Raw genomic sequence first — 21,797 nt, forward strand, 5'->3', positions numbered from 1 at the left:
ATTCCTCCGAGTTAATTGGATTTTTTTACGTTCGGAATCTTCGATTTTTGAATTGTTTTGCGTTTTTTATGAAATCGATCACGAACAACTTCAATTAAATGCTGCTCAATGCCTGCGGGCTTACCCGCTAAATTCCAGGCCAACAAGATAAACAGTGAATAACATATCACGTAAGCGGTGGAGAAAATAGCTGCGCAGAGTAAGACCTCAGTTATTCCGTCTTTTGCCAGAATAGTTAATTCTGAGTAGTACAGAAGAAGCCCGGACGGCACAATTGCGAATACGGGTCGCCAGAGTATCATGGTTTGCCGCGCGAAACTTATTTCGAGAAGATGACTAACTATGAACATTGCAGCAATTGTGCCAATAGCTGTGGCAATTGCACTGCCACCAATTGCCCCGGGGACTCCAAAAGCTAGTGCTCCAAACCATACAAATGGGATTCTGAAAATCAATTCAACGGTTGTCTTGATTGCGACCCAACGCGTGCGATCTAATGTCATGGCCAATGGACTCATCATAAGTGCAGGGAGACTAAGAACTGCAACGGCGCTAATCCAACGCAGCCATTCTGCAGATTGTGCCCAGCTCGGTCCAAGTGCAATTCGCACTAGAACCTCCGGCCATAATAATGGTATTCCCATAACTGGAAGCATAAAGATGACAATCGCTTCTGAAATCTGCAAATATCGCGACTTTCGATTTTCTCCTGCCGAAGTAAGTGCGGTCATTGAGGGTCGATATAGAGGTTGAACTAACGCCTGCACTGGAATTTCCGACAGTTGCTTTCCCATTGCATACTGCCCAAAGACCGAGTTACTTGTTAATCTCGGAAGAATCAGTCTGTCAATTTGCCAATTGAGCGCGGCTGCGGTTTGTGAAAGGAAGTTCCAGCCGATAACATTTGAAAAGTAGGACCAATCAACAAGTGTTATTCTTGGACGTAACGGCGCAACAAAATACGACAAAAGCGTAGTTGTGAGCGGCCCGCCAACGGTCGCGGCTGCGATTGCCCAGTAACTACCAGTTGTTGTGGCTATAACAACTGATAGTAAAAAAGCTACGAATTTTCCCGAAATTTCTATTGCTGCATCAGGCCGGAAATTAAATGCGCGAGCATATTCTACCATTCGAGGACTTACTAAGCCGCGCATAGCAGGAGCCAATGCTAAAACTGAAAGCAGGGCCCGCAATCTTGGCTCTTCGTTAAACACGGATAAAGGCCAAGACACGGCGAGCAATATTAACGCGATCACGGCGCCTCGAAGTAGACTAAGTGTAAACGCCGTGTTCAGCAAACCTGATGTCAATGTCTGTGCACGAATCAGCGCCGCAGCCATCGGCAGTTCTAATAAGGCTTCTATAATAAAAACGGCAGCCATTGCCATGGCTACCAAGCCAAATTCCTCAGGCCCTAAAAACCGCGCTAAGCAAAGCAGCATTGCTAGGTCAATTAATTTGGCACTCAGGCGAGTGCCAATTGTCCATGCACTTGCGTTAACGGCCCGGCTCGCAGTGCTAGTCTTCGCAGTCAAAATAACCGCCGCATAGTGGTGAGGCGAAATAGCAAGCCATGTGTTTTCTGTATATAGCCCATTTTCTCAACAACGATTATTCTTTTGCTTTATTTGCTAATAATTACGCTTTGCCGTGGCGCGAGTCTAATACTTATCTTTGACTTATATAAAGCATTTGGTTGCAAGATAGTCGGCAAATCAAAGAGTAAATAATTTTAGTGCAAGTGATTGTTTATAAGATCAGCTTGTTGAGCTGCGAGCAGCCTGTTGCGTATATGACGCTTTTGAGGGGCGAGGCTTCGCTTGGAGTGATCCATTGAAGATGAATCCATCAACTGCTCCGCTTGCTTGAGCTATACGTCTAATACTCTCGGTAACTTCTGACGTTTCGGTTGCATCCTTCCGAACTACTAATAGAACGGATCCACAAAGAGGCGCAATTGCTATCGCATCTGCAGCAACCAAAATCGGCGCCGAATCGATGATAATGTGATCGTACATCCTCGAAACCGCATCCAAGACCTCATGAAAAGGTTTCGCTTCAAACATGTCTGCAGAAAAACCATCAAATTTTCCTGCCGTAAGTACATCAAGGTTTGGGCGAACGTTTGATTGAATGGCTATGGCTATTGGAACTGAACCTGAGACCAATTCCGACAGGCCGGGTGAGCGCATTAATCCAAATGCATCTGTCTCATCATCTTTCCGCATGTCTGCATTGATTAATAAAACACGATTTCCAGTCTGAGCCATTAGCGCAGCCAAATTGCTAGCTATGAAGCTTTTACCGATTCTTGCAGTGGCTCCTGTGATTAGCACTCGATTGTTAGACGCAGCGTTGACAGTTCTTCTAAGCGCGACACGTATGCTCCGCAGAGACTCAGATGATGGTGCATATGGGTAGGTATCTGTTAAAAGTTTACCTGAGACTGTTTGCCCATTTTTGTCGATGAGCTTCAATTGTTCAGGGCTTTGCGGAACGCTACCAAATAGTTCTAAACCCGTTGCCATGGAAACTTCATTCGCGTTTCGCACGCCATTGCGCATACGTGCGCAGATTACCGCCGCCGCGAGGCCCAGAAGAAGACCTGTGACAAGCGTAAACGCTAGAATCAATTTTCTCTGCGGCTTAACTGGCGCCTTAGAAACAACTGCTCTATCAAGAATCCTAACGTTCCCAATCTTTCCTTCGCTCACTAATCGCATTTGCAAAGCGTTATTTTGCATGGATTGATATTGAGCGCTGTTTGCGCGTACGTCCCGTTCAAGCCTAAGTGCGTCGCGCTGCACGTTTGGCATAGCCGTGATTTTCTTGTTTATCAACATAAGCTCTGACTGGACAGCTGCAATCTGTTGATTCAAGGTTTGAATTTTTGGGTGTGTCTCATTAGTAGTTCGTCGCAAATCTAGTCTGCTTTGCTGCAGATTTAAAAGATTGCTTTGCAGATCGGCGGCACTGCGTAGCCAAACTTTAGCTTCTTCGTCAAATGCGATCGTCCCATTTTGGTTACGAAACCGCGCAAAAGCATCTTCAGAAGCCTTTAATTGACGCTCAAATATAGGAAGTTGAGCACTAAGGAACGCAAGTGTCTTCTCTGCTTCTTCTGATTTTCGCTGTACATTTTGTCCCAAATACCGTTCGGCGATAGCGTCGAGCACAAGTCCGAGTCTCACGGGGTCGCTATCCTCGAGCGTGACATTGACAACATTTGATTGGCGCCCTTGTTCAGACATTAACAGGCGACTTTGCAAGTTCTCGATCGAATTTAGTCGAGAAGAAACGGAGATGAGAAAATCGGCGCCTACCTTCCCATACAGTTCGCTAATATCAATTAGAATTTCTCCATCGGGGCTCATGTGACGCATAGGTACACCAACTGAGCCTTGGAGCGGTGCATCGAGTAACTCATGAGAGATCGAGTATTTTCCTTCCGGCAGCACCGTAATCTTGAACGGTTGAACATCTTCATACTTGGAAGGAACATTAAATCTTGTGACTGCTATTCGCTCGAGCCCAGACACATATCCATCAACACCTAAGAATCCAGGATTCGATAGTCCTGTAGCACCTCGAGTAAGCCAGTCTCCTATTACTGGAATTAAGCGTGGTCGTGCGTCGATTTGCAGGCCGACCTGATCTACGGCAGCTCCTAAAATCATACGTGATCCGAGAACCTGAATTTCGCCACTGGCTGTTGTCTTAAGCTCGCCTAGACCAGTCGTTTCAGTGAGAAAGCTCTTGCTTTCAGGTGCAGAATCTTCAATCTGGATAAGCAGATTGGCGCGGTAAATTGGAGTTGCGATAACTATGTAAGCCAAGCCAATTAGTAATACGAGGCCCGTCACGCCGGCAATTAACCACTTGTGCGCGAGAACTATGTCCCTATATTCGGAGAATCCCGGCTCGTCATCGTTTGAGAACGCAATCACATCGCCGGGACGCGACGAAGGTAAAGGGCGACGCTGGTCGTCAACTGAAGAGGCTATCGGCAATCGGCTCATGGGTTGAAGATTCCTAGATACTACGAAAAATGTAAGCGTTCGATACTAGAACATAAAGTACTAGCTTTAGATTGCGTGCTTGTGAGAGCGTGACAAAGTTTTCTTGATTGTCTTTAATGCGACAACTGACTTGACGTTACGCGGCTGGAGACTCCCAAAAACACCCTCACTCCGGCAGCTCCCCAACCGGACGCCCCAACCACTTCACCGCCAACCGATCCAGATCCCCACTCTTCTTCGCCCCCGCCAAGATCTCATTCACCTTCCCCCTCAGCTTCTCCTCTCCCTTCCCAACCCCCACGAAGTTCGGCGAATCCTTCAGCACGAACTTGAACTCGGTCCCTAGCTGCGGGTTCTTCCCCATCATGGCCGCCGCCACCTGTGCACTTGTAGCCACGAGCTGTGTCTGCCCGGCGACGAACGCCGAGATCGTTGTGTTGTTGTCCTCGAACCGCCGCAATTCGGCGGTCGGCGGCGCGACCTTGGTCAGTTCCGCGTCGTCCACCGATCCCCGAGTGACAGCTATCGACTTGCCCGCCATTTCCCCTGGCGTCTTCAGCGCGATCGTCTTCGGCCCGAACACTCCAATGAAGAAGGGCGAGTAGGCGATGGTGAAATCGATCACTTTCTCCCGCTCGGGGTTTTTTCCGAGCGTCGAAACGACCAGGTCGGCCTTCTTGGTCTGCAGGTAGGCGATGCGGTTGGCCGTCGTCACGGGCAGCAGTTCGACCTTGACGCCGAGTTTTGTGCCTATGTAGTTGGCCATGTCGATGTCCAGCCCCTGCGGCTTGAGGTCGACGCCGACCGATCCGTAGGGCGGAAAGTCGGTTGGGATGGCGATGCGGATGACTTTGGCTTTCAGGATGTCATCGAGCGCCGTCTGTGCGTGGGCGACGCTGACTGCGAGTGACGCGGCTGCGACCAGCAGCACTGGCTTCAAAAATAGCTGTAGGTGAGAGCAGGGCGTTATGGGCTTATCTGGCGTGGCAGGCATGGCGTGTCGTCGGTAGGAGCTGGTAGTCGAAGGAGTAATTCGTAAGCAGCAGATTCCATGCCCGCTGCAGAATCCGACCCGTGAACCTCCAGCGCCTAGACCTCTTCTCCCTCTCTCTCTTCACCCAGATCGCCCGCAGCGGCAGCATCAGCGGCGGCGCCTCCCTGGCGAACCTCGCAGTCGGCGCAGCCAGCAAACGCATCACCGATCTCGAAGCCGCCGTCGGCGCGCCGCTGTTCGAGCGCCATTCCCGCGGCATCACGCTTACGGTCGCCGGCCACGCACTCCGGCTGCATGCCCAGCGCATCCTGAGCAACGTCGACCAGCTTGCAGCCGATCTCTCCGACTACGCGACCGGCTTGGTCGGCGTGGTGCGGCTCTGGGCCAACACTTCGGCGGTCACGCAGTTCCTCCCGGCGGACATTTCGTCGTTCATCCGCGCCAATGCCGGCATCCGCATCGAGCTGGAAGAGGAGAACAGCGTCGAGGTGGTGATGGCTGTGCTGGACGGCCGGGCCGACCTCGGCATCTATGCGGACCGCACGCCGGCTTTCGGGCTGCACCAGATGAACTACCGCGAGGACCGGCTGGTGCTGGTGGTGCCGCAGGACCATCCGCTGGCGAAGCGGCGGTCGGTGCGGTTCGAGGAAGCGATCGACTACGACTTCGTGAGCCTGCCGAAGGGCACGTCGCTGGCGAAGCGGCTGCAGGCGGAGACGAACGCGCTCGGGCGCAGCCTGAAGATGCGGCTGCAGGTGCGCAGTTTCGACGCGATGTGCCAGATGGTGGCGGCCGGGCTCGGGGTGGCGGTGCTTCCGGGGGAGGCGATCCGGCCGCATCTGCGCTCGATGAACCTGCGCCAGATCGCGCTGCAGGACGATTGGGCCAAACGCCGGCTGCTGATCGGCGTGCGCGATGCGGCGGCGGTGCCGCGCCATGTGCGTCTGCTGATCGACCATCTCTGCGCAGCCAGAACCGAGGGCTGAACTAAGGGTTGACCCAACTCTGCTTTCGCGATCCACGAAAGCTCGTGCGGCGGCTTTGCGCTTCCCTTCGTTGCGTGGCGCTCCCAGAATCGGCGCTCCGCACAGTGAAGGAGACATCCGTTGAACAAAGAACAAGCACTGACACGCCGCGCTGCGCTGCTGATCGCATCCATCGCATCCATCGGCCTGGTCGGCACGGCGGCGGCACAGGACGCGCCTTACCCGAACCGCCCGATCACCCTCGTGGTCCCAACCGCGCCGGGCGGCACGACCGACATCTCCGCGCGCATGCTCGCGGAGCCGTTGGGCAAGGCGCTGGGCCAGTCGATCGTCGTCGACAACAAGGGTGGCGGCAACGGCGTCATCGCCGCGATGGCCGTGAAGCGCGCCGACCCGAACGGCTACACGCTGCTGATGCAGTACTCGGGCTACCACGTCATCACGCCGCATGTGAGCCAGCAGAAACCCCAGTGGTCGGCGGAAGATTTCCGGCCGGTCGCCAACGTGGTGAGCGCGCCGCAGCTGGTCGTCGTGCGCGAAGGCATCCCGGCAAAGACGCTGCCCGAGCTGATCGCCTATGCCAAGGCCAATCCCGGCAAGCTGACCTACGCGTCGTCCGGTAACGGATCGCTGCAGCACGTGACCGGCGCCATGCTCGAACAGCAGGCCGGCATCCAGCTGACGCACGTACCGTACAAGGGCACCGGTCCGGCGCTGCAGGACCTGCTCGGCGGCCAGGTCGACATGACTTTCGGCACGCCGCCGCCGTTCATGCAGCACATCGCGGCCGGCAAGCTCCGTGCACTGGCCGTGACCGGCAAGACGCGCCTGCCGTCGCTGCCGAACGTGCCGACTTCCGCCGAAGCCGGCATGCCGAAGCTGGACGCGACATCGTGGTTCGCGGTTTTCGCGCCGGCCAGGACGCCGCAGCCGATCGTCGACCGCATCAGCAGCGAGATCGCCAAGCTCACTGCCACACCGGCGTTCCAGCAGAAGGCGGCGGAGCAGGGCGCTTCGGCGGACTACATGGACCCGGCGCGGCTTGGTGAATTCAGCAAGGCAGAGCTGGTGCGTTGGGGCAGCGTGGTGAAGGCGTCGCAGATTCAGGGGGATTGAGGCGACCTAACCCAGCTGCCCCGTCGCCAGCGCTGCCGCCGCAGACCGCGTTTCCACACCCAGCTTTTCGAAGATGTGCTCCAGGTGCTTGTTCACCGTGCGCGGACTCATGCCGAGGATCTCGGCGATGTCGCGGTTGGTCTTGCCCTTGGCCAGCCATGAAAGCACTTCGGTCTCGCGCGGCGTCAATGCCGCGTCGGCCAGCCGCGATGACGCTTCCGGCCCCGGCCGCACCTGCGCCAGCAGCAGCATGGTTTCGCCCAGCGCTGCCGCGCCCAGGTTGCGCACCGACAGCAGCGTGCCGCCGGCCGTCGTCACGCGCAACGGGGTGACGCCGGTCAGCGCGCCCTCGACCGCGACCGGCAGCTGGCCCGGCGACTGCGGCTCGCCCAGCGCATGCAGCCACAGCGCAGCCTGCGGCGAACGCCACGCGATGCGCCCGCGCGTGTCGACGAAGACCACGCCCATGCCGGCCACGTCGACCGCATCCCGCGCCATCCGCACGATGCGTGCATTGCGTGCATGCGTGTGCAGCCGCGCCAGCACCTCCTGCGCGCGAATCGGCTTCACGACATAGTCGACGCCGCCGCTCGCGAAGCCCTCGACAACGTCCTGCGTCTCCGACATGCCGGTCATGAACAGCACAGGGATGTGCGCCAGCGCCGGGTTGGCCTTGATGCGGCGGCAGGTCTCGAAGCCGGAAAGGCCGGGCATCATGCCGTCGAGCAGGATCGCGTCGGGCACCACCAGTTCGAGCCGCTGCAGCGCGGATTCGCCGTCGCCCGCGACCAGCACGGTGTAGCCGCTGGCTTCCAGCGTGTCGCACAGCATGCCGAGGCTGCTGGGCGCATCGTCGACGACCAGCACGACCGGGCGTTCGTTCTCAGGCAGCAGCGACATCGTCGTCCTCCATCAGCGCGGAGCGCACGCCTTCGAGTTCGAAGCGCGCGACCATGCCACGCAACAAGGTGCAGCTCGCGGCGAGCGACGGATCTTCGGCGGTGATGCGGTCGAGCGCCTGCTGCAGTCCACGCACGTGGCCGACCTGTACCAGCCGCATCAGTTCGCCGCGCACGTCGTCGGGCAGGTTCAACGGTGCCGGCTTGGCATAGAAGCCGGGTGGCACGCCGGGCGGCGCCGTGTGCTGCATCCAGGCCAGCCCGAGGTTGCGTTCGAGCGTGACGATCAGCTCCGACTCGATGACCGGCTTGCCGATGAACGCCTGGCAGTTCGATTCCTTGAGCCGCTCGGTCTGGTTCTCGAACACGTTGGCCGACACGATGATGATCGGGACTGCTTCGAAGCCGGTCGCGCGCACACGGCGGGCCGTCTCCCAGCCGTCCATGTCGTCCATGCTGATGTCCAGCAGGATGGCCGAGGGCACGTGCTCGCGCAGGCTGTCGAGGCATTCGGTGCCGCTCGCGGCTTCTCGGATCTCGAAGCCGAGCGGCATCAGCATGCCGGCCAGCATCTGGCGCTGCACCGGCTGGTCGTCGACCACCAGCAGCGTGCGGCGCGGGCCGAAGTAGCCGGTGATGGCGCGTTGCGGTTCGGCCTGCGGGCCCGGATCGGCGACTTCGCGCAGGTACACCCGCACGCTGAAGACGCTGCCCGCGCTGGATGTGTGCGTCATCTTCAGCTCGCCGCCCATCAGCGAGGTCAGCAGGCCGGTGATGGTCAGGCCGAGCCCGGTGCCCGGCTCGCCATGGCGGCGTCCCGCCGCGCCGCGCTCGAAGGGCAGGAAGATGCGCTGGTGGTCCTGCGGCGCGACGCCGATGCCGGTGTCGATCACGTCGAAGCGCAGCACGTGGCGCCGCGCGTCGACATGCAGCGTGACGGTGCCGGCATCGGTAAAACGCACGGCGTTGGTCAGCAGGTTGATGAGGATCTGGCGCAGCCGCTTGGCATCCGCATTGACCCATTCCGGCAGCCGGCCGCTCTCGGTGTAGACGAAGGCCAGGCCCTTGCTCTCGGCCTGCGGACGCACCATGCGGACGACTTCCTCGAGAAAGTCGCGCAGCGCGAGCGGCATCGGTTCGAGCTGCAGGCGGCCGGCCTCGATGCGGGCGAGGTCGAGCAGGCCGTCGATCAGGCCTAGCATGTGTTCGCCGCTGCGGTGGATGGTCTGCACCGTCTCGCGCGGCGGTCGCACGGCGCCGTCGGCCTTCAGCAGGATCTGCGAGTAGCCGAGGATGCTGTTGAGCGGCGTGCGCAACTCGTGCGTCATGCCGGCGACGTAGCGCGTCTTGGCCTGGTTCGCGGATTCGGCGGCTTCCTTGGCTGCCTGCAGCGCGGTGCCGGTGCGGCCGTGGGCTTCGATCTCGACCGTCAGCAGATGGTTGTGGCGGTTCGATTCCTCCTGCGCCATCTTGCGGCTTTCGCTGCCCAGCACGATCCACCAGGCCGCCACCGCGGCCACCATCGCCAGCAGCGCGAATACCTTGAGGAATGGTCCGCGCAGGAACACGTTAGCCGCGTGCGCGTTGACCAGTCCCTCCTGCGCGTAGACGATGCCCATCACGGTCGCGAGCAGGGCGATCAGCGATGTCGCCACCAGCACGTAATGCGCGACCCGAAAGTTCAGCCGCAATGCCAGCGCCGGCGGCAGCAGCGCCTTGAGCCAGACGCCGATCTGCTCCGACGCGCGCGAATCCTTCTTGCAGGCGTCGTGGCAGCGCGATTCGAGCGTGCAGCACAGCGAGCAGATCGGTGCCGCATAGGCCGGGCAATGCGCCATGTCCTCGGACTCGAAGCTGTTGTCGCAGACCGCGCAGCGCACGATTTCTCCCGGCGCCCAGTGCTGTAGATCGGTGCGCGCCAGGTAGTACCTGCCGCGCGTGCGCCAGGCCAGCAGCGGCGATACGACCAATGCCGTCAGCAGCGCGATGAAAGGCGAGAACGAGGCCGGCCACGGGCCGAGCAGGCCGGCGTAAGCGACCATCGCCACCGTCGCCGCCACCACCATCGACACCAGCCCGACCGGGTTGATGTCGTAGAGATGGGCGCGCTTGAATTCGATCGACTTCGGGCTCCAGCCCAACGGCTTGTTGATGACCAGATCGGCCACCAGCGCGCCGACCCAGGCGATGGCGATGTTGCTGTAGAGGCCGAGCACCTTCTCCAGCGCGCCAAAGACGCCGAGCGTCATCAGCAGCAGCGCGATCAGCACGTTGAACACCAGCCACACCACGCGGCCCGGATGGCTGTGCGTGAGCCGAGCGAAGAAATTGGACCAGGCCAGCGAGCCGGCATAGGCGTTGGTCAGGTTGATCTTCATCTGCGAGACTACGACGAAGAGCACCGTCACGCCGAGCACCCAGTCCGGGTTGTCGAAGACGTAGCCGAAGCCGGCCAGATACATGCGCGTCGGTTCGACGGCGTGCGCTGCCGGAATCTCGTGCTGAAGCGCAAGGAAGGCGAGGAAGGCCCCGCCCATCATCTTGATCATTCCCGGCACGATCCAGCCCGGCCCGGCGATGAGCACGGCCGCCCACCACTTGCGGCGGTTGGCCGCGGTCTTCTCGGGCAGGAAACGCAGGTAGTCGACCTGTTCGCCGATCTGCACCACCAGCGAGAACGCGACCGTGGCGCCCGCGCCGAACATCAGCGGGTCGAAGTCGTTGCCGCCGGAGATGCGGCCCACCAGCCCGGTGAAGTCCGAATATGCCTGCGGGTTCTTCCACAGCACCGCGATGAACGGGCAGACGAAGAGCACCAGCCAGACCGGCTGCGTCCACAGCTGCAGGGCCGAAATCATCGTGATGCCGCGCATCACCAGCGGAATGATGACGACCGAAGACACCAGGTAGCAGACCGCCATCGGCCAGTCGAAATACATCTGCAGCGCCAGCGCCAGGATGGCGGCTTCCAGCGCGAAGAAGATGAAGGTGAAGCTGGCGTAGATCAGCGATGTGAGCGTCGAGCCGAGATAGCCGAAGCCCGCGCCGCGCGTGAGCAGGTCCATGTCGACGCCGTACTTGGCAGCGTAGTAGCAGATCGGCAGGCCGGTGAAGAAGGTGACGATGCCGACTACCAATATCGCCCACAGCGCGTTCGCGAAGCCGTAGCTCAGCGCGATCGCGCCGCCGATGGCTTCGAGCGCGAGGAACGAAGTGGCGCCGAAGGCAGCGTTCGCGACCCGGAACTCCGACCATTTACGAAAGCTGCGCGGCGTGTAGCGCAGTGCGTAGTCCTCCAGCGTTTCGTTCGCGACCCAGGTGTTGTAGTCGCGGCGGATGCGGAAGATCTTCTGGCCCGTCACCGGATGGGTCGTCGGGCGGGGCGCTGGTTCGCTGGCGGAAGGCATGGCGCCGTGCTTTCGGGAAGGGTGTCCCCCGACGCTCGCAAGAAGCGGTCCTCGATCGCTTCGGTGTCGATTCATGTCGCGAAGTCTCGTCGCAAGCGCGTGCCTGGCGGCTACGTTGATTGACGTATTCGCCTGCGCATCCGTCGTTCCTAGAGTTGCGGCCATGGCGACCCGAAGCGCACAACGATGGTGCCAAGTCTTCGAGTCTCCGAACCACAGCTTTTCGTTCATCAACCCCGACTGGAGATTTCCGCATGGCCCGTGACCGCGACCAGGATCCGCAGGATCCGCAAAACCAATCTCTCGACCTGTCCGCAGCGTTGCACCATGCGGCACAGCGCCGCCGACTGCTGCAGGGCGCCGCCGCGCTGCCCGTGCTGGGCCTGAGCGGCCTCGCATTCGGGCAGGCATTTCCCACGGCCAAGGTGAACACGACCAAGCTCGCCGTGACCGACACGGAAGTCACCGTCGGCCAGCTGCATTCGTCGAGCGGCACGATGGCCATCTCGGAGACCGGCTCGATCCAGGCCGAGCAGCTCGCCATCGACGAGATCAACGCGATGGGCGGCATCCTCGGTCGCAAGATCAAGGTGATCAAGGAAGACGGCGCCTCCGACTGGCCGACGTTTGCCGAGAAGTCGAAGAAGCTGCTGGTGAACGACCACTGCGCGGCGGTCTTCGGCTGCTGGACCAGCGCGTCGCGCAAGGCGGTGCTGCCGGTGTTCGAGAAGGAAAACGGCCTGCTGTACTACCCGACCTTCTACGAAGGCCTCGAGCAGAGCAAGAACGTTTTCTATACCGGCCAGGAAGCCACGCAGCAGATCATCTGGGGCCTGGACTGGGCGCAGAAGGAGAAGAAGGCCAAGACCTTCTTCCTGGTCGGCTCCGACTACATCTGGCCGCGCACCTCGATGAAGATCGCGCGCAAGCATGTCGAGAATTTCCAGAAGGGCTCGATCAAGGGCGAGGAGTACTACCCGCTCGGCCACACCAACTTCAATTCGCTGATCAACAAGATCAAGGTCGCCAAGCCCGACTGCATTTTCGCAGCGGTGGTCGGCGGCTCGAACGTGGCGTTCTACAAGCAGCTGAAGGCTGCGGGCATCACCGGCGACAAGCAGTTCCTGCTGACGCTGGCCGTGACGGAAGACGAGATGACGGGTGTGGGCGGCGAGAACTTCGCCGGCTTCTATTCGTCGATGAAGTACTTCCAGAGCCTGCCGAACGAGAACAACAAGAAGTTCGTCGCGGCCTTCAAGGCCAAGTACGGCAAGGACGCTGTCATCGGCGACGTGACGCAGGCCGGCTATCTCGGCCCGTGGCTGTGGAAGGCGGCGGTCGAGAAGGCCGGCAGCTTCGACGTCGACAAGGTGGTCGCCGCATCGCCGGGCATCGAGCTGAAGAACGCACCGGAAGGCTACGTGAAGCTGGATGCGAACCACCACCTGTGGAGCAAGGCGCGCATCGGGCAGGGGCAACTGGACGGCAGCTTCAAGGTGGTGGCGGAGTCGCCTGAGCTGATCAAGCCCGATCCGTTCCCCAAGGGCTATCAGTAATCCCAACCCCCAGGAGCCTTGCGCCATGAGCATTTCGGACATGTGGAACATCGGCCTCATGCAGGGCTTCGCGGGTCTGAGCCTGTTCGCGGTGCTGCTGCTCATGGGGCTCGGGCTGGCGATCATCTTCGGCCAGATGGGCGTCATCAACATGGCGCATGGCGAGTTCATGACGATCGGTGCCTACACCATCTACATGGCCTCGACCTTCGTCGGCACGCACGCGCCGGGCTTCATGGCGTACTACTTTCCGCTCGCGATCGCACTCGCTTTCGTGATCGCATTCATCGTCGGCTGGTTCGTCGAGTGGGGGCTCATCCGCCATCTCTACAAGCGGCCGCTCGATACGCTGCTCGCCACCTGGGGCATCAGCCTGGGCATGCAGCAGATCTTCCGTACCTTCATCGGTCCGAAGGAAGTCAGCCCGGCACTGCCCGAATGGCTGATGGGGTCGTGGGCGCCGGCCGAGGGCCTCGACATTCCGATCAACGGCATGTTTGTGCTCGGCCTCACCACGCTGGTCACCTGTACCGTCCTGCTCGCGCTGCACCGGAGCCGCTGGGGCCTGCGCGTGCGCGCCACGGTCGCCAACCGCGTGATGGCCAATGCCATCGGCATCGACACAAAAAAGACCGACCGGCTGACGTTTGCCATCGGCTGCGGCATCGCCGGCATTGCGGGTGCGGCTTTCACGACCATCGGCTCGACCGGGCCGACCTCGGGCCAGCTCTACATCGTCGACGCCTTCCTGGTCGTCACCTTCGGCGGCGCGGCGAGTCTGCTGGGCACGGTGGTATCGGCCTTCGGCATCGCGCAGACGCAATCGATCAGTGAGTTCTTCATCACCGGATCGATGGCGAAGGTGCTGACGCTGTCGCTCATCGTTCTGATCCTCATGATCCGCCCGCAAGGCCTCTTCGCATCGAAAGTGAGGCGTTGAACATGAACATGCTCAAGTCGTTGAATACGCGCTACAAGCTCTGGAGCGTGCTGCTGCTGGCACTGCTTCTGGCGGTGGTGTTGCCGGCCACGCTCGACATCTTCCGGCTCAACCTTGTCGGCAAATACCTGACCTACGCTTTCGTCGCCGTCGGGCTGGTGATGGTGTGGGGCTACGGTGGCGTGCTGAGCCTGGGGCAGGGCGTTTTCTTTGGGCTCGGCGGCTACGCGATGGCGATGTTTTTGAAGCTCGAAGCGTCGGACCCGATCACCACCAAGATCCAGTCGACGCCCGGTATCCCCGACTTCATGGACTGGAACCAGATCACCGAGCTCCCGCTGATGTGGGTGCCGTTCAAGAGCCTGACGCTGACGCTCATCCTCGTCATCGCGGTGCCGACGGTGCTGGCCTGGCTGATCAGCTTCGCGATGTTCAAGCGGCGCGTCGGTGGCGTGTATTTCGCGATCATCACGCAGGCGGTGGCGCTGATCGTCACCGTGCTCATCATCGGCCAGCAGGGCTACACGGGTGGCGTCAACGGCATGACCGACCTGAAGACGATGCTCGGCTGGGACACGCGCACCGACAGCGCCAAATACATCCTCTACTACGTCTGCGTCGGCCTGTTGATAGCGAGCATTTTGCTGTGCCGCTGGATTCAGACCAGCAAGCTCGGCACGCTGCTGCTCGCCATGCGCGACAAGGAAGACCGGGTCCGCTTCTCGGGCTACGACGTCGCCAACTTCAAGGTCTTCACCTTCTGTCTGGCGGCTGCACTTTCGGGCATCGGCGGCGCGCTGTTCTCGCTGCAGGTCGGCTTCATGTCGCCGAGCTTCGTCGGCATCGTGCCGTCGATCGAGATGGTGATCTACGCGGCGGTCGGTGGGCGGCTGAGCCTGGTCGGTGCGGTGTACGGCGCGCTGCTGGTGAACGCCGGCAAGACGCTGTTCTCGGAGAGCTTCCCGGACCTCTGGCTGTTCCTGATGGCCGGCCTCTTCATCGGCGTGACGATGGCTTTCCCGATGGGGCTTGCAGGATTGTGGGAGAGCCACATCGTGCCGTGGTGGAAGGCGCGTCGCGAGGCGCTGCGGCAGGCATCGGCCGCAGTGCCGAAGAAAGCAGTTCCATGAGCAACACCGATTTCGCCCTCGCGGTCGAAGACCTGACCGTTTCCTTCGACGGTTTCAAGGCCATCGACAACCTGACGCTCTACATCGACAGGAACGAGCTGCGCGTGATCATCGGCCCCAACGGCGCCGGCAAGACCACGCTGCTCGACCTGATCTGCGGCAAAACCAAGGCCAGCAGCGGCAGCATCAAGTTCAAGAACACCGAGCTGACGAAGATGGCCGAGCACAAGCGGGTGCGGCTGGGCATCGGCCGCAAGTTCCAGACGCCGTCGATCTACGAGAACCTGAGCGTCTTCCAGAACCTGGAAGTGTCGTATCCGAGCGGTCGCACGGTTTTCGGCGCGCTGGCTTTCAAATGCACCGACACCGTGAAGGCGGCCGTGCAGTCGGTCGCCGAAGACATCGGCCTGGGCGACAGGCTGCGCACCGAAGCCGGCCTGTTGTCGCACGGCCAGAAGCAGTGGCTGGAGATCGGCATGCTGCTGATGCAGGAGCCCGAACTTCTGATGCTCGACGAGCCCATCGCCGGCATGAGCTCGCGCGAACGCGAGCTGACGGCCGAACTGCTCAAGCGCATCTGCAAGAACCGCGCGGTGATCGTGATCGAGCACGACATGGAATTCGTCAAGCAGATCGCGCACAAGGTCACCGTCATGCACCAGGGAAAGATCCTCGCCGAAGGGCCGATGGAGAAGGTGCAGGCCGACGAACGCGTGATCGACGTTTATTTAGGCCACTGACATGAGCGACATCATCCTCAAGGTCGACGACCTGCACACCGCTTACGGCCAGAGCGAGGCGCTGCACGGCATCTCGTTCGATGCGATGGCCAACGAAACGGTCGCCATCATGGGCCGCAACGGCATGGGCAAGACGACGCTGTTCAAGAGCCTGATGGGCGTGCTGCCGATCAGGAGCGGGCGCATCGAAGTCGCGGGCAACGATGTGTCGCACGACGAGAGCTTCAAGCGCGTCGCCAAGGGCATCGCCTACGTGCCGCAGGGCCGGATGATCTTCCCGACGCTCACGGTCGAGGAGAACATCCAGACCGGCCTGGAGAACTCGAAGACGCGCCGCATTCCCGAAGACATCTACGCGCTGTTCCCGGTGCTGTGGGACATGAAGCGGCGCAAGGGCGGCAACCTGTCGGGCGGCCAGCAGCAGCAACTCGCCATCGCGCGCGCACTGGTCACCGACCCGAAGGTGCTGCTGCTCGACGAGCCGACCGAAGGCATCCAGCCCTCGATCATCAAGGACATAGCCAAGGCGCTCAACGAGATCCGTCGTCGGCGCGGCATCACGATCATCGTTTCGGAGCAGGTGCTGAGCTTCGCGATGGATGTCGCCGATCGCCTGTTCGTGATCGAAGGCGGTCGCCTCGTCCACGAAACCGCGCGCGACAAGACCGATGTCAACCACATCAAGGCCTACCTGTCGGTCTGACCCTTTTCGTTCAACCACAACCCCTGGAGCCAATTCAAATGACGGACACGCTGATCAAGGTCGACCTGACGAAGTCGCCCACCGAGAACGAGAACATCCACAACCGCTGGCATCCGGACATCCCGATGGCTTGCTGGGTGAATCCCGGCGACGACTTCATCCTCGAGACCTTCGACTGGACTGGCGGATTCATCAAGAACGACGACAGCGCCGACGACGTGCGCGACATCGACCTGACCACCGTGCACTACCTTTCGGGTCCGGTGGGCGTGAAGGGCGCGGAGCCGGGCGATCTGCTGGTGGTCGACCTGCTCGACATCGGCGCAAAGCAGGACAGCCTGTGGGGTTTCAACGGCTTCTTCTCGAAGAAGAACGGCGGCGGCTTCCTGACCGAGCATTTCCCCGAGGCGCAGAAGTCGATCTGGGACTTCAAGGGCATGTTCACCAGCTCGCGCCACATCCCCGGCGTGAACTTCGCCGGCCTGATTCATCCCGGCCTGATCGGCTGCCTGCCCGACAAGCCGATGCTCGACCTGTGGAACATGCGCGAGCAGCACCTGATCGACACCAACCCAAGCGGTGGGCTCGCGAATCCGCCTTCGCCCGGCACCGCGCACATGGGACGGCTGACAGGCGATGCCAAGGCGAAGGCCGCAGCCGAAGGCGCGCGCACCGTGCCGCCGCGCGAGCACGGCGGCAATTGCGACATCAAGGATCTGTCGCGCGGTTCGAAGGTGTTCTTTCCGGTGTATGTCGATGGCGCGGGCCTGTCGGTCGGCGACCTGCACTTCAGCCAGGGCGACGGCGAGATCACCTTCTGCGGCGCCATTGAGATGGCCGGCTGGGTGCACATGAAGGTCACGCTGATCAAGGGCGGCATGGCCAAGTACGGCATCAAGAACCCGATCTTCAAGCCGAGCGTGATGACGCCGAACTACAACGACTACCTGATCTTCGAAGGCATCTCGGTCGACGAAGCCGGCAAGCAGTACTACCTGGACGTCAACGTCGCCTACCGGCAGGCCTGCCTGAACGCGATCGAGTACCTGAAGAAGTTCGGCTACTCCGGCGCACAGGCTTATTCGATCCTCGGCACCGCGCCGGTGCAGGGCCATATCAGCGGTGTCGTCGACGTGCCGAATGCCTGCGCGACGCTGTGGCTGCCGACGCAGATCTTCGACTTCGACATCAATCCGAATGCCAACGGGCCGACGAAGATGATCGACGGCAGCATCGACATGCCGCTGTCGCACGACATCGTCTGAGCGAGGAGCCGACAGCATGCCGACCTACGACTACGCCTGCGCCGGCTGCGGCGGCTTCGATGCGCTGCGCAGCGTGAGCCGGCGCGACGAGCCTGCCGCATGCCCGGGATGCGGTGCCGCATCGCCGCGCGTGTTCGCCTTCGCGCCGAGCCTGGCGCTGATGGCGGGCAGCACACGCAGCGCCATCGAGACCAACGAGCGCGCGCGGCATGAGCCCAAGCGCTCGGGTGATTACGCGCGGCTGAAGCATCCCTCGGGATGCGGATGTTGTTCCGGCGGGAGTACCAAGCGCGGCGCGACGGTGACTGCGCCGAATGGGGCTAAGAGTGCGCCGGGCCGGCGACCCTGGATGATCAGTCATTGAGGTTCGCCAATGCGGCCTGACGTAGTACGCAACGTTCATCCGGTGCGTATTGCGAACTATTCGGCAGCGCCGATTCGTCGTCCCTGCAGCTCTACGAACGCCGTGAAGATCCGCGACAGCGCCATGTCCTCGCAGCGGGCCTCGACGGCATTCCCGACCTGGCTTGTGACGGTTGAAACGATCTTCCCGATCACCACCTCCGCCTCGCCCGCAACCAGGCCGAAGTGCGGTGCCGCCATCCGCGCCAGTCCCAGGCTCGACGCATGCTGCCCCGGCAGGATCGCCAGTTCCTGATATCCCGCATGTCCTTCGATCTGCGCGACGAGATCGAAAGCCGGCGCCAGCTCCCAGCCTTTGCCTTCGACATGCAGCACGCCGTGGTTCTTCACATGGTCGTCGCTGTTGCCGATGACGAGGTTGAAGACCATCCGACGGAACAGCTCCGGCAGGTCTTGCGCGGGCCGGTGCGAGATGCGGCGCAGCGTTTGCGCGAATTCGACATAGCTGCCGCGACTGGATTCGTAGGGCACGTCCAGCAGTGCAGAGGCCGACAGGTAGTGATGGCGGCGTTCGTCGTCGACGTCGCCAGTACGGTCGAAGCGCCGCAGAAGCAGCGCGTGTCCGGTGGCCAGCGGTTGCAACACGAACGACGGAACTTCGATGCCGCAGAGCCCGGCCAGGTCGAGCGTGACGGCTTCGACGATTTCCATATCGTGCGTATCGCCTCGCGACGCGAATTTGGCGATGTGGCGTTTGCCGTCGTGGATGAATGTCGCCTTCGCGCCCGATCGGCAGCTCTGCAGCGAACACCATCGAACCGACACGGTCCTCGTTGGTGAGCAGCAGCGCTTCGACATCCGTCAGCGGCCGGCCTTGCTGGATCTCCAGCACCTTGCGCCCCCAACTGTCGGGCAACGCGTCGCGAAGCGTCAGCGGCAATGCGCCGCCGTCCCGCAGCCGCCGGGCGGGCAGAAGGAATGGCGCGTCGCGCAGCGGCAGGCGATCGGGGTTGAGCGGGAAGCTGGACGGTGCCGCCAGATAGCGCCGCCCGTATGCGAATTCGCCGGACTCCACGACGCCGCTGCGGGCGAGCTTGAGCAGGCCGACGGACGAAGCTTCGTTGCCACCGTCCTGCGCGAGGCCGACATACAGCGTCGACGGGCCCCCCGGCGTGGTTGGGTCAGAAGTCACGTTCGTCGTCACCAATGACGCCGGCAACCGGCTCGCTGCGCGTGCGACGGACGCGTCGGTTGGCCGCCAGCGCAGCAGGGGCGGGAGCGACGGTGTCGAGCGCGTCGAGCTCGCCGAAAAGCCAGAGCGCATGTGCCCAGAGTCCGACGCTCGAGCCGGATCTGCCGGATTCGACCGCGCGCCAGGTGGTCGGCGAGCACAACATGCGTTCGGCCATTTCCGCGACCGTCCAGCCGCGCTGCACCCGGTGCGCGCGCAGGCGCGAGCCCATCCGGACCAGCGCCGCTTGCGCCTGCTCAGGAATGACGGACAGTGAAAGGCTGCTTCTGGACACCAATAAACAATCTTTTAACCGGGTTAAGAGACAGTTTATTGACTAATCCGCTCATCTGCAAGATGGCTGGAAAGCTTCAGCGTGCCGGGCTCATTCCCTTGGCCGCCAGCGTCGATGCCGCCTCCGGCCCTGTCATGGCTGCAAGCAGGCTTCGTGCCGCTTCGGCGTGGATGGTGTCGTTCGCCACCGCGCCGGCATAGGTCGTCTCGTTCTGCACTTCCGCAGGCAGCGGACCGACCAAATCGACTCCCTTTACCGGAAGGATCTCGCTGACCTGGTGAATTGCCAGATCGGCCTCGCCGGTGACCAGACGTTCGGCGACCAGACCACCCGGCACCAGCACGGCTTTCGCGCGAATCGCCTCGGCGATGCCCATGCGCTGGAACAGGCCGTCGAGGTAGATGCCGCTCGAGCCGCCCGCTGCGGGATCGATGTACGCGACCTTTCGCGCATCGAGCAACGTCTGCCTGAAATCCGCCACAGTGGCGATGCGCGGTTTCGGCGCACCGGCCTTCACCGCGACGCCAATGCCGACCCTGGCCAGCGGCACGATGCTGTCCGGGATCACGCGGCCGGTCGATGCCAGCGTCTGCAGCGCGGCGGGTGTCAGCATCAGCACGTCGAACGGCTCCCCGGCGCCGACACGCCGTATCAACGCACCGGCGGTGTCGTTCTGGATTTCGAGTTTGTGGCCGGTGCGCGCCTCGAAAGCCGGGGCCATCGCGACCACGACCTGCTTGAAGGCGCCGGCGGTCAGCACCTTGATCGTGTCTGCCTGCGCGACGGTTCCGCAGAAGGCAATGGCTGCCGAAGCAGCGAGCGAGAGGGTGCGGATCATCGTTTTCATCTAGGTCTCGGGTCTGAGCAAGCGGGCGAGCAGCGACAGCGCGTCTTCTGCCGATTCGGAAATCGCGGTGGAGCGCGTCAGCATCAGGTTGAGCCGCTGCCCGAGGCCTTCGACCATCGTCCCGCTTGCCCGCTCGCGAAGCACGCCGGCCCGATCGGTCACGCAGTCGACCGTAGCGCTCACGCGCTCCGCATAGGTGCCTTGCGCAACGCCATAAGCCACCACCGGCTTGCCGAGCGCCGTCGCGAAACCGACTTCGAACACCGTTCCCGAATCCGGCTCGTGACCGCGGAACGGAGCGAGGTTGGCGATGATGCCGTCGGCCTCGCGGATCAGCCGGATGTTACCTTCGTAGATGCGTTGGGCGCGTTCTTCGTCGGTGAAGCGGATATCGGCGGCGATGTCGCCGTCGGATGGCGGGAGCGCCTGCAGGCCGAGGCTGTCGCAGAGCGCCGTGAGGCGCCGGAAGATGGACTCGCTGTCGTTGAAGAAGACATCGGGGCCAGCGAGATAGATGCGAGGCTTCATGTATCAGTAGGTTGCGCGTCCGCCGGAGAGATCGAACACGGCGCCGGTCGTGAACGAGTTCTCGGCCGACACCAGCCAAGCCACCATCGCGGCGATCTCGTCGACCTCGACGAAGCGCCCGCGCGGGATCTTCGACAGCATGTAGTCGATGTGTTCCTGCTTCATCTGGTCGAAGATCTTGGTCTTCGCGGCTGCCGGCGTGATGGCGTTCACCGCCACGTTGCGGCCTGCCGTTTCCTTGCCGAGGCTCTTCGTCAGCGCGATGACGCCTGCCTTCGATGCGCTGTAGGCCGATGCGTTCGGATTGCCTTCCTTGCCGGCAATCGACGCGACATTGACGATGCGGCCGTAGTCGCGTTCGACCATCCCGGCGACGACCGCGCGGTTGACGTTGAACGTGCCGGTGAGGTTCACGTCGAGCACGCGCTGCCATTCGTCCGCCGGATAGCTGGCCAGCGGCGCATTGGCGCCCGCGATGCCTGCGCTGTTCACCAGCACGGAGATGGGGCCGAGGGCTTTTTCGGTCTCGGCGACGGCGGCTTCGACCTTGTCGAGTCGGGTGATGTCGACCTGGAAGGTGCCGACCTCGCCCTTGCCTTCGAGCGATCCGGCGGCCGCCTTCAGCGCGTCGGCATCATGGTCCCAGAGCGCGACCTTCGCGCCGCCGGCCAGCAGGCGCAGCGCGACCGCATAGCCGATGCCTTGCGCGCCACCGGTGACCACGGCCGTCCGGCCATTGAAATCGTATGTGTTCATGTCTCGTTTCCTTGGTTGTGGT

At 61.5% G+C, this 21,797-nt stretch carries 20 protein-coding genes; 10 read left to right on the top strand and 10 right to left on the bottom strand.

The genetic code is table 11. The annotated features are described in order from the left end of the window. Positions 1-11 precede the first annotated feature (11 nt). The 3 genes from ACSFA3_RS14470 to ACSFA3_RS14480 form a co-directional block, all read right to left on the bottom strand. Positions 12-1,535 (bottom strand): oligosaccharide flippase family protein, encoded by a 1,524-nt coding sequence (locus tag ACSFA3_RS14470; protein WP_435506136.1) that lies wholly within the window; start codon positions 1,533-1,535, stop codon positions 12-14. A 222-nt stretch (positions 1,536-1,757) separates the two neighbouring features. Continuing rightward, positions 1,758-4,019, bottom strand: a complete 2,262-nt coding sequence (locus ACSFA3_RS14475) for a GNVR domain-containing protein (protein ID WP_435506137.1) — start codon at positions 4,017-4,019, stop codon at positions 1,758-1,760. A 166-nt stretch (positions 4,020-4,185) separates the two neighbouring features. Then, on the bottom strand, positions 4,186-4,950 hold the full coding sequence (locus tag ACSFA3_RS14480; protein ID WP_435506138.1) for a transporter substrate-binding domain-containing protein: 765 nt from the start codon (positions 4,948-4,950) through the stop codon (positions 4,186-4,188). A gap of 143 nt (positions 4,951-5,093) precedes the next feature. On the opposite strand from ACSFA3_RS14480, the gene ACSFA3_RS14485 reads away from it, so the two are divergent. Continuing rightward, positions 5,094-5,999: a LysR family transcriptional regulator gene (locus ACSFA3_RS14485; protein WP_435506139.1), complete on the top strand. Its 906-nt coding sequence runs from the start codon at positions 5,094-5,096 to the stop codon at positions 5,997-5,999. Between the two features lie 120 nt (positions 6,000-6,119). Beyond that, positions 6,120-7,115: a Bug family tripartite tricarboxylate transporter substrate binding protein gene (locus tag ACSFA3_RS14490; RefSeq protein ID WP_435506140.1), complete on the top strand. Its 996-nt coding sequence runs from the start codon at positions 6,120-6,122 to the stop codon at positions 7,113-7,115. Between the two features lie 6 nt (positions 7,116-7,121). On the opposite strand, the gene ACSFA3_RS14495 is transcribed toward ACSFA3_RS14490, so the two are convergent. After that, a complete protein-coding gene (locus tag ACSFA3_RS14495; protein WP_435506141.1) occupies positions 7,122-8,015 on the bottom strand; it encodes a response regulator in 894 nt (297 codons plus the stop codon). After that, positions 7,999-11,421 carry a hybrid sensor histidine kinase/response regulator gene (locus ACSFA3_RS14500; RefSeq protein ID WP_435506142.1) on the bottom strand — a complete coding sequence of 1,141 codons (3,423 nt, stop codon included), beginning with the start codon at positions 11,419-11,421 and terminating at the stop codon, positions 7,999-8,001. Before ACSFA3_RS14500 ends, ACSFA3_RS14495 begins: the two co-directional genes overlap by 17 nt. A gap of 254 nt (positions 11,422-11,675) precedes the next feature. Here ACSFA3_RS14500 and urtA point away from each other — a divergent pair, with 254 nt between their 5' ends. From urtA to ACSFA3_RS14535, 7 genes are read left to right on the top strand one after another with little or no spacing between them, the layout of a single operon-like run. Next, positions 11,676-12,977 carry an urea ABC transporter substrate-binding protein gene (gene urtA, locus ACSFA3_RS14505; protein WP_435506143.1) on the top strand — a complete coding sequence of 434 codons (1,302 nt, stop codon included), beginning with the start codon at positions 11,676-11,678 and terminating at the stop codon, positions 12,975-12,977. A gap of 25 nt (positions 12,978-13,002) precedes the next feature. Further along, complete coding sequence (gene urtB / locus ACSFA3_RS14510) at positions 13,003-13,917, top strand: urea ABC transporter permease subunit UrtB (protein ID WP_435506144.1); 915 nt, start codon at positions 13,003-13,005, stop codon at positions 13,915-13,917. Between the two features lie 2 nt (positions 13,918-13,919). Further along, the gene (urtC, locus tag ACSFA3_RS14515) at positions 13,920-15,047 is read left to right on the top strand and encodes an urea ABC transporter permease subunit UrtC (protein WP_435506145.1); all 1,128 of its coding nucleotides are present in this window, start codon (positions 13,920-13,922) and stop codon (positions 15,045-15,047) included. Then, on the top strand, positions 15,044-15,787 hold the full coding sequence (urtD, locus tag ACSFA3_RS14520; protein WP_435506146.1) for an urea ABC transporter ATP-binding protein UrtD: 744 nt from the start codon (positions 15,044-15,046) through the stop codon (positions 15,785-15,787). Before urtC ends, urtD begins: the two co-directional genes overlap by 4 nt. 13 nt (positions 15,788-15,800) lie before the next feature. Beyond that, positions 15,801-16,490 carry an urea ABC transporter ATP-binding subunit UrtE gene (gene urtE / locus ACSFA3_RS14525; protein WP_435506234.1) on the top strand — a complete coding sequence of 230 codons (690 nt, stop codon included), beginning with the start codon at positions 15,801-15,803 and terminating at the stop codon, positions 16,488-16,490. 38 nt (positions 16,491-16,528) lie between these two features. Next, positions 16,529-17,755 (top strand): formamidase, encoded by a 1,227-nt coding sequence (gene fmdA / locus ACSFA3_RS14530; protein ID WP_435506147.1) that lies wholly within the window; start codon positions 16,529-16,531, stop codon positions 17,753-17,755. Between the two features lie 16 nt (positions 17,756-17,771). Then, entirely contained in the window at positions 17,772-18,119 is a 348-nt protein-coding gene (locus ACSFA3_RS14535) for a zinc ribbon domain-containing protein (protein WP_435506148.1), read from the top strand. 56 nt (positions 18,120-18,175) lie between these two features. On the opposite strand, the gene ACSFA3_RS14540 is transcribed toward ACSFA3_RS14535, so the two are convergent. Next, on the bottom strand, positions 18,176-18,829 hold the full coding sequence (locus tag ACSFA3_RS14540) for a HipA domain-containing protein (RefSeq protein WP_435506149.1): 654 nt from the start codon (positions 18,827-18,829) through the stop codon (positions 18,176-18,178). A 55-nt stretch (positions 18,830-18,884) separates the two neighbouring features. On the opposite strand from ACSFA3_RS14540, the gene ACSFA3_RS14545 reads away from it, so the two are divergent. Beyond that, positions 18,885-19,328 carry a hypothetical protein gene (locus ACSFA3_RS14545; protein ID WP_435506150.1) on the top strand — a complete coding sequence of 148 codons (444 nt, stop codon included), beginning with the start codon at positions 18,885-18,887 and terminating at the stop codon, positions 19,326-19,328. Here the strand turns inward: ACSFA3_RS14545 and ACSFA3_RS14550 are convergent. The 4 genes from ACSFA3_RS14550 to ACSFA3_RS14565 all read right to left on the bottom strand — a co-directional run bounded on the left by ACSFA3_RS14550 (position 19,300) and on the right by ACSFA3_RS14565 (position 21,775). Beyond that, positions 19,300-19,644 carry a helix-turn-helix transcriptional regulator gene (locus tag ACSFA3_RS14550; protein WP_435506151.1) on the bottom strand — a complete coding sequence of 115 codons (345 nt, stop codon included), beginning with the start codon at positions 19,642-19,644 and terminating at the stop codon, positions 19,300-19,302. The genes ACSFA3_RS14545 and ACSFA3_RS14550 overlap by 29 nt on opposite strands. Before the next feature lie 76 nt (positions 19,645-19,720). Further along, positions 19,721-20,491 (bottom strand): molybdate ABC transporter substrate-binding protein, encoded by a 771-nt coding sequence (locus ACSFA3_RS14555; protein WP_435506152.1) that lies wholly within the window; start codon positions 20,489-20,491, stop codon positions 19,721-19,723. Next, positions 20,492-21,019 carry a nucleoside 2-deoxyribosyltransferase gene (locus ACSFA3_RS14560; RefSeq protein ID WP_435506153.1) on the bottom strand — a complete coding sequence of 176 codons (528 nt, stop codon included), beginning with the start codon at positions 21,017-21,019 and terminating at the stop codon, positions 20,492-20,494. Between the two features lie 3 nt (positions 21,020-21,022). Further along, entirely contained in the window at positions 21,023-21,775 is a 753-nt protein-coding gene (locus ACSFA3_RS14565; RefSeq protein WP_435506154.1) for an SDR family NAD(P)-dependent oxidoreductase, read from the bottom strand. Between the last annotated feature and the right edge of the window lie 22 nt (positions 21,776-21,797).

The organism is Variovorax glucosi, from assembly GCF_051216695.1.
Lineage (GTDB): Bacteria > Pseudomonadota > Gammaproteobacteria > Burkholderiales > Burkholderiaceae_C > Variovorax.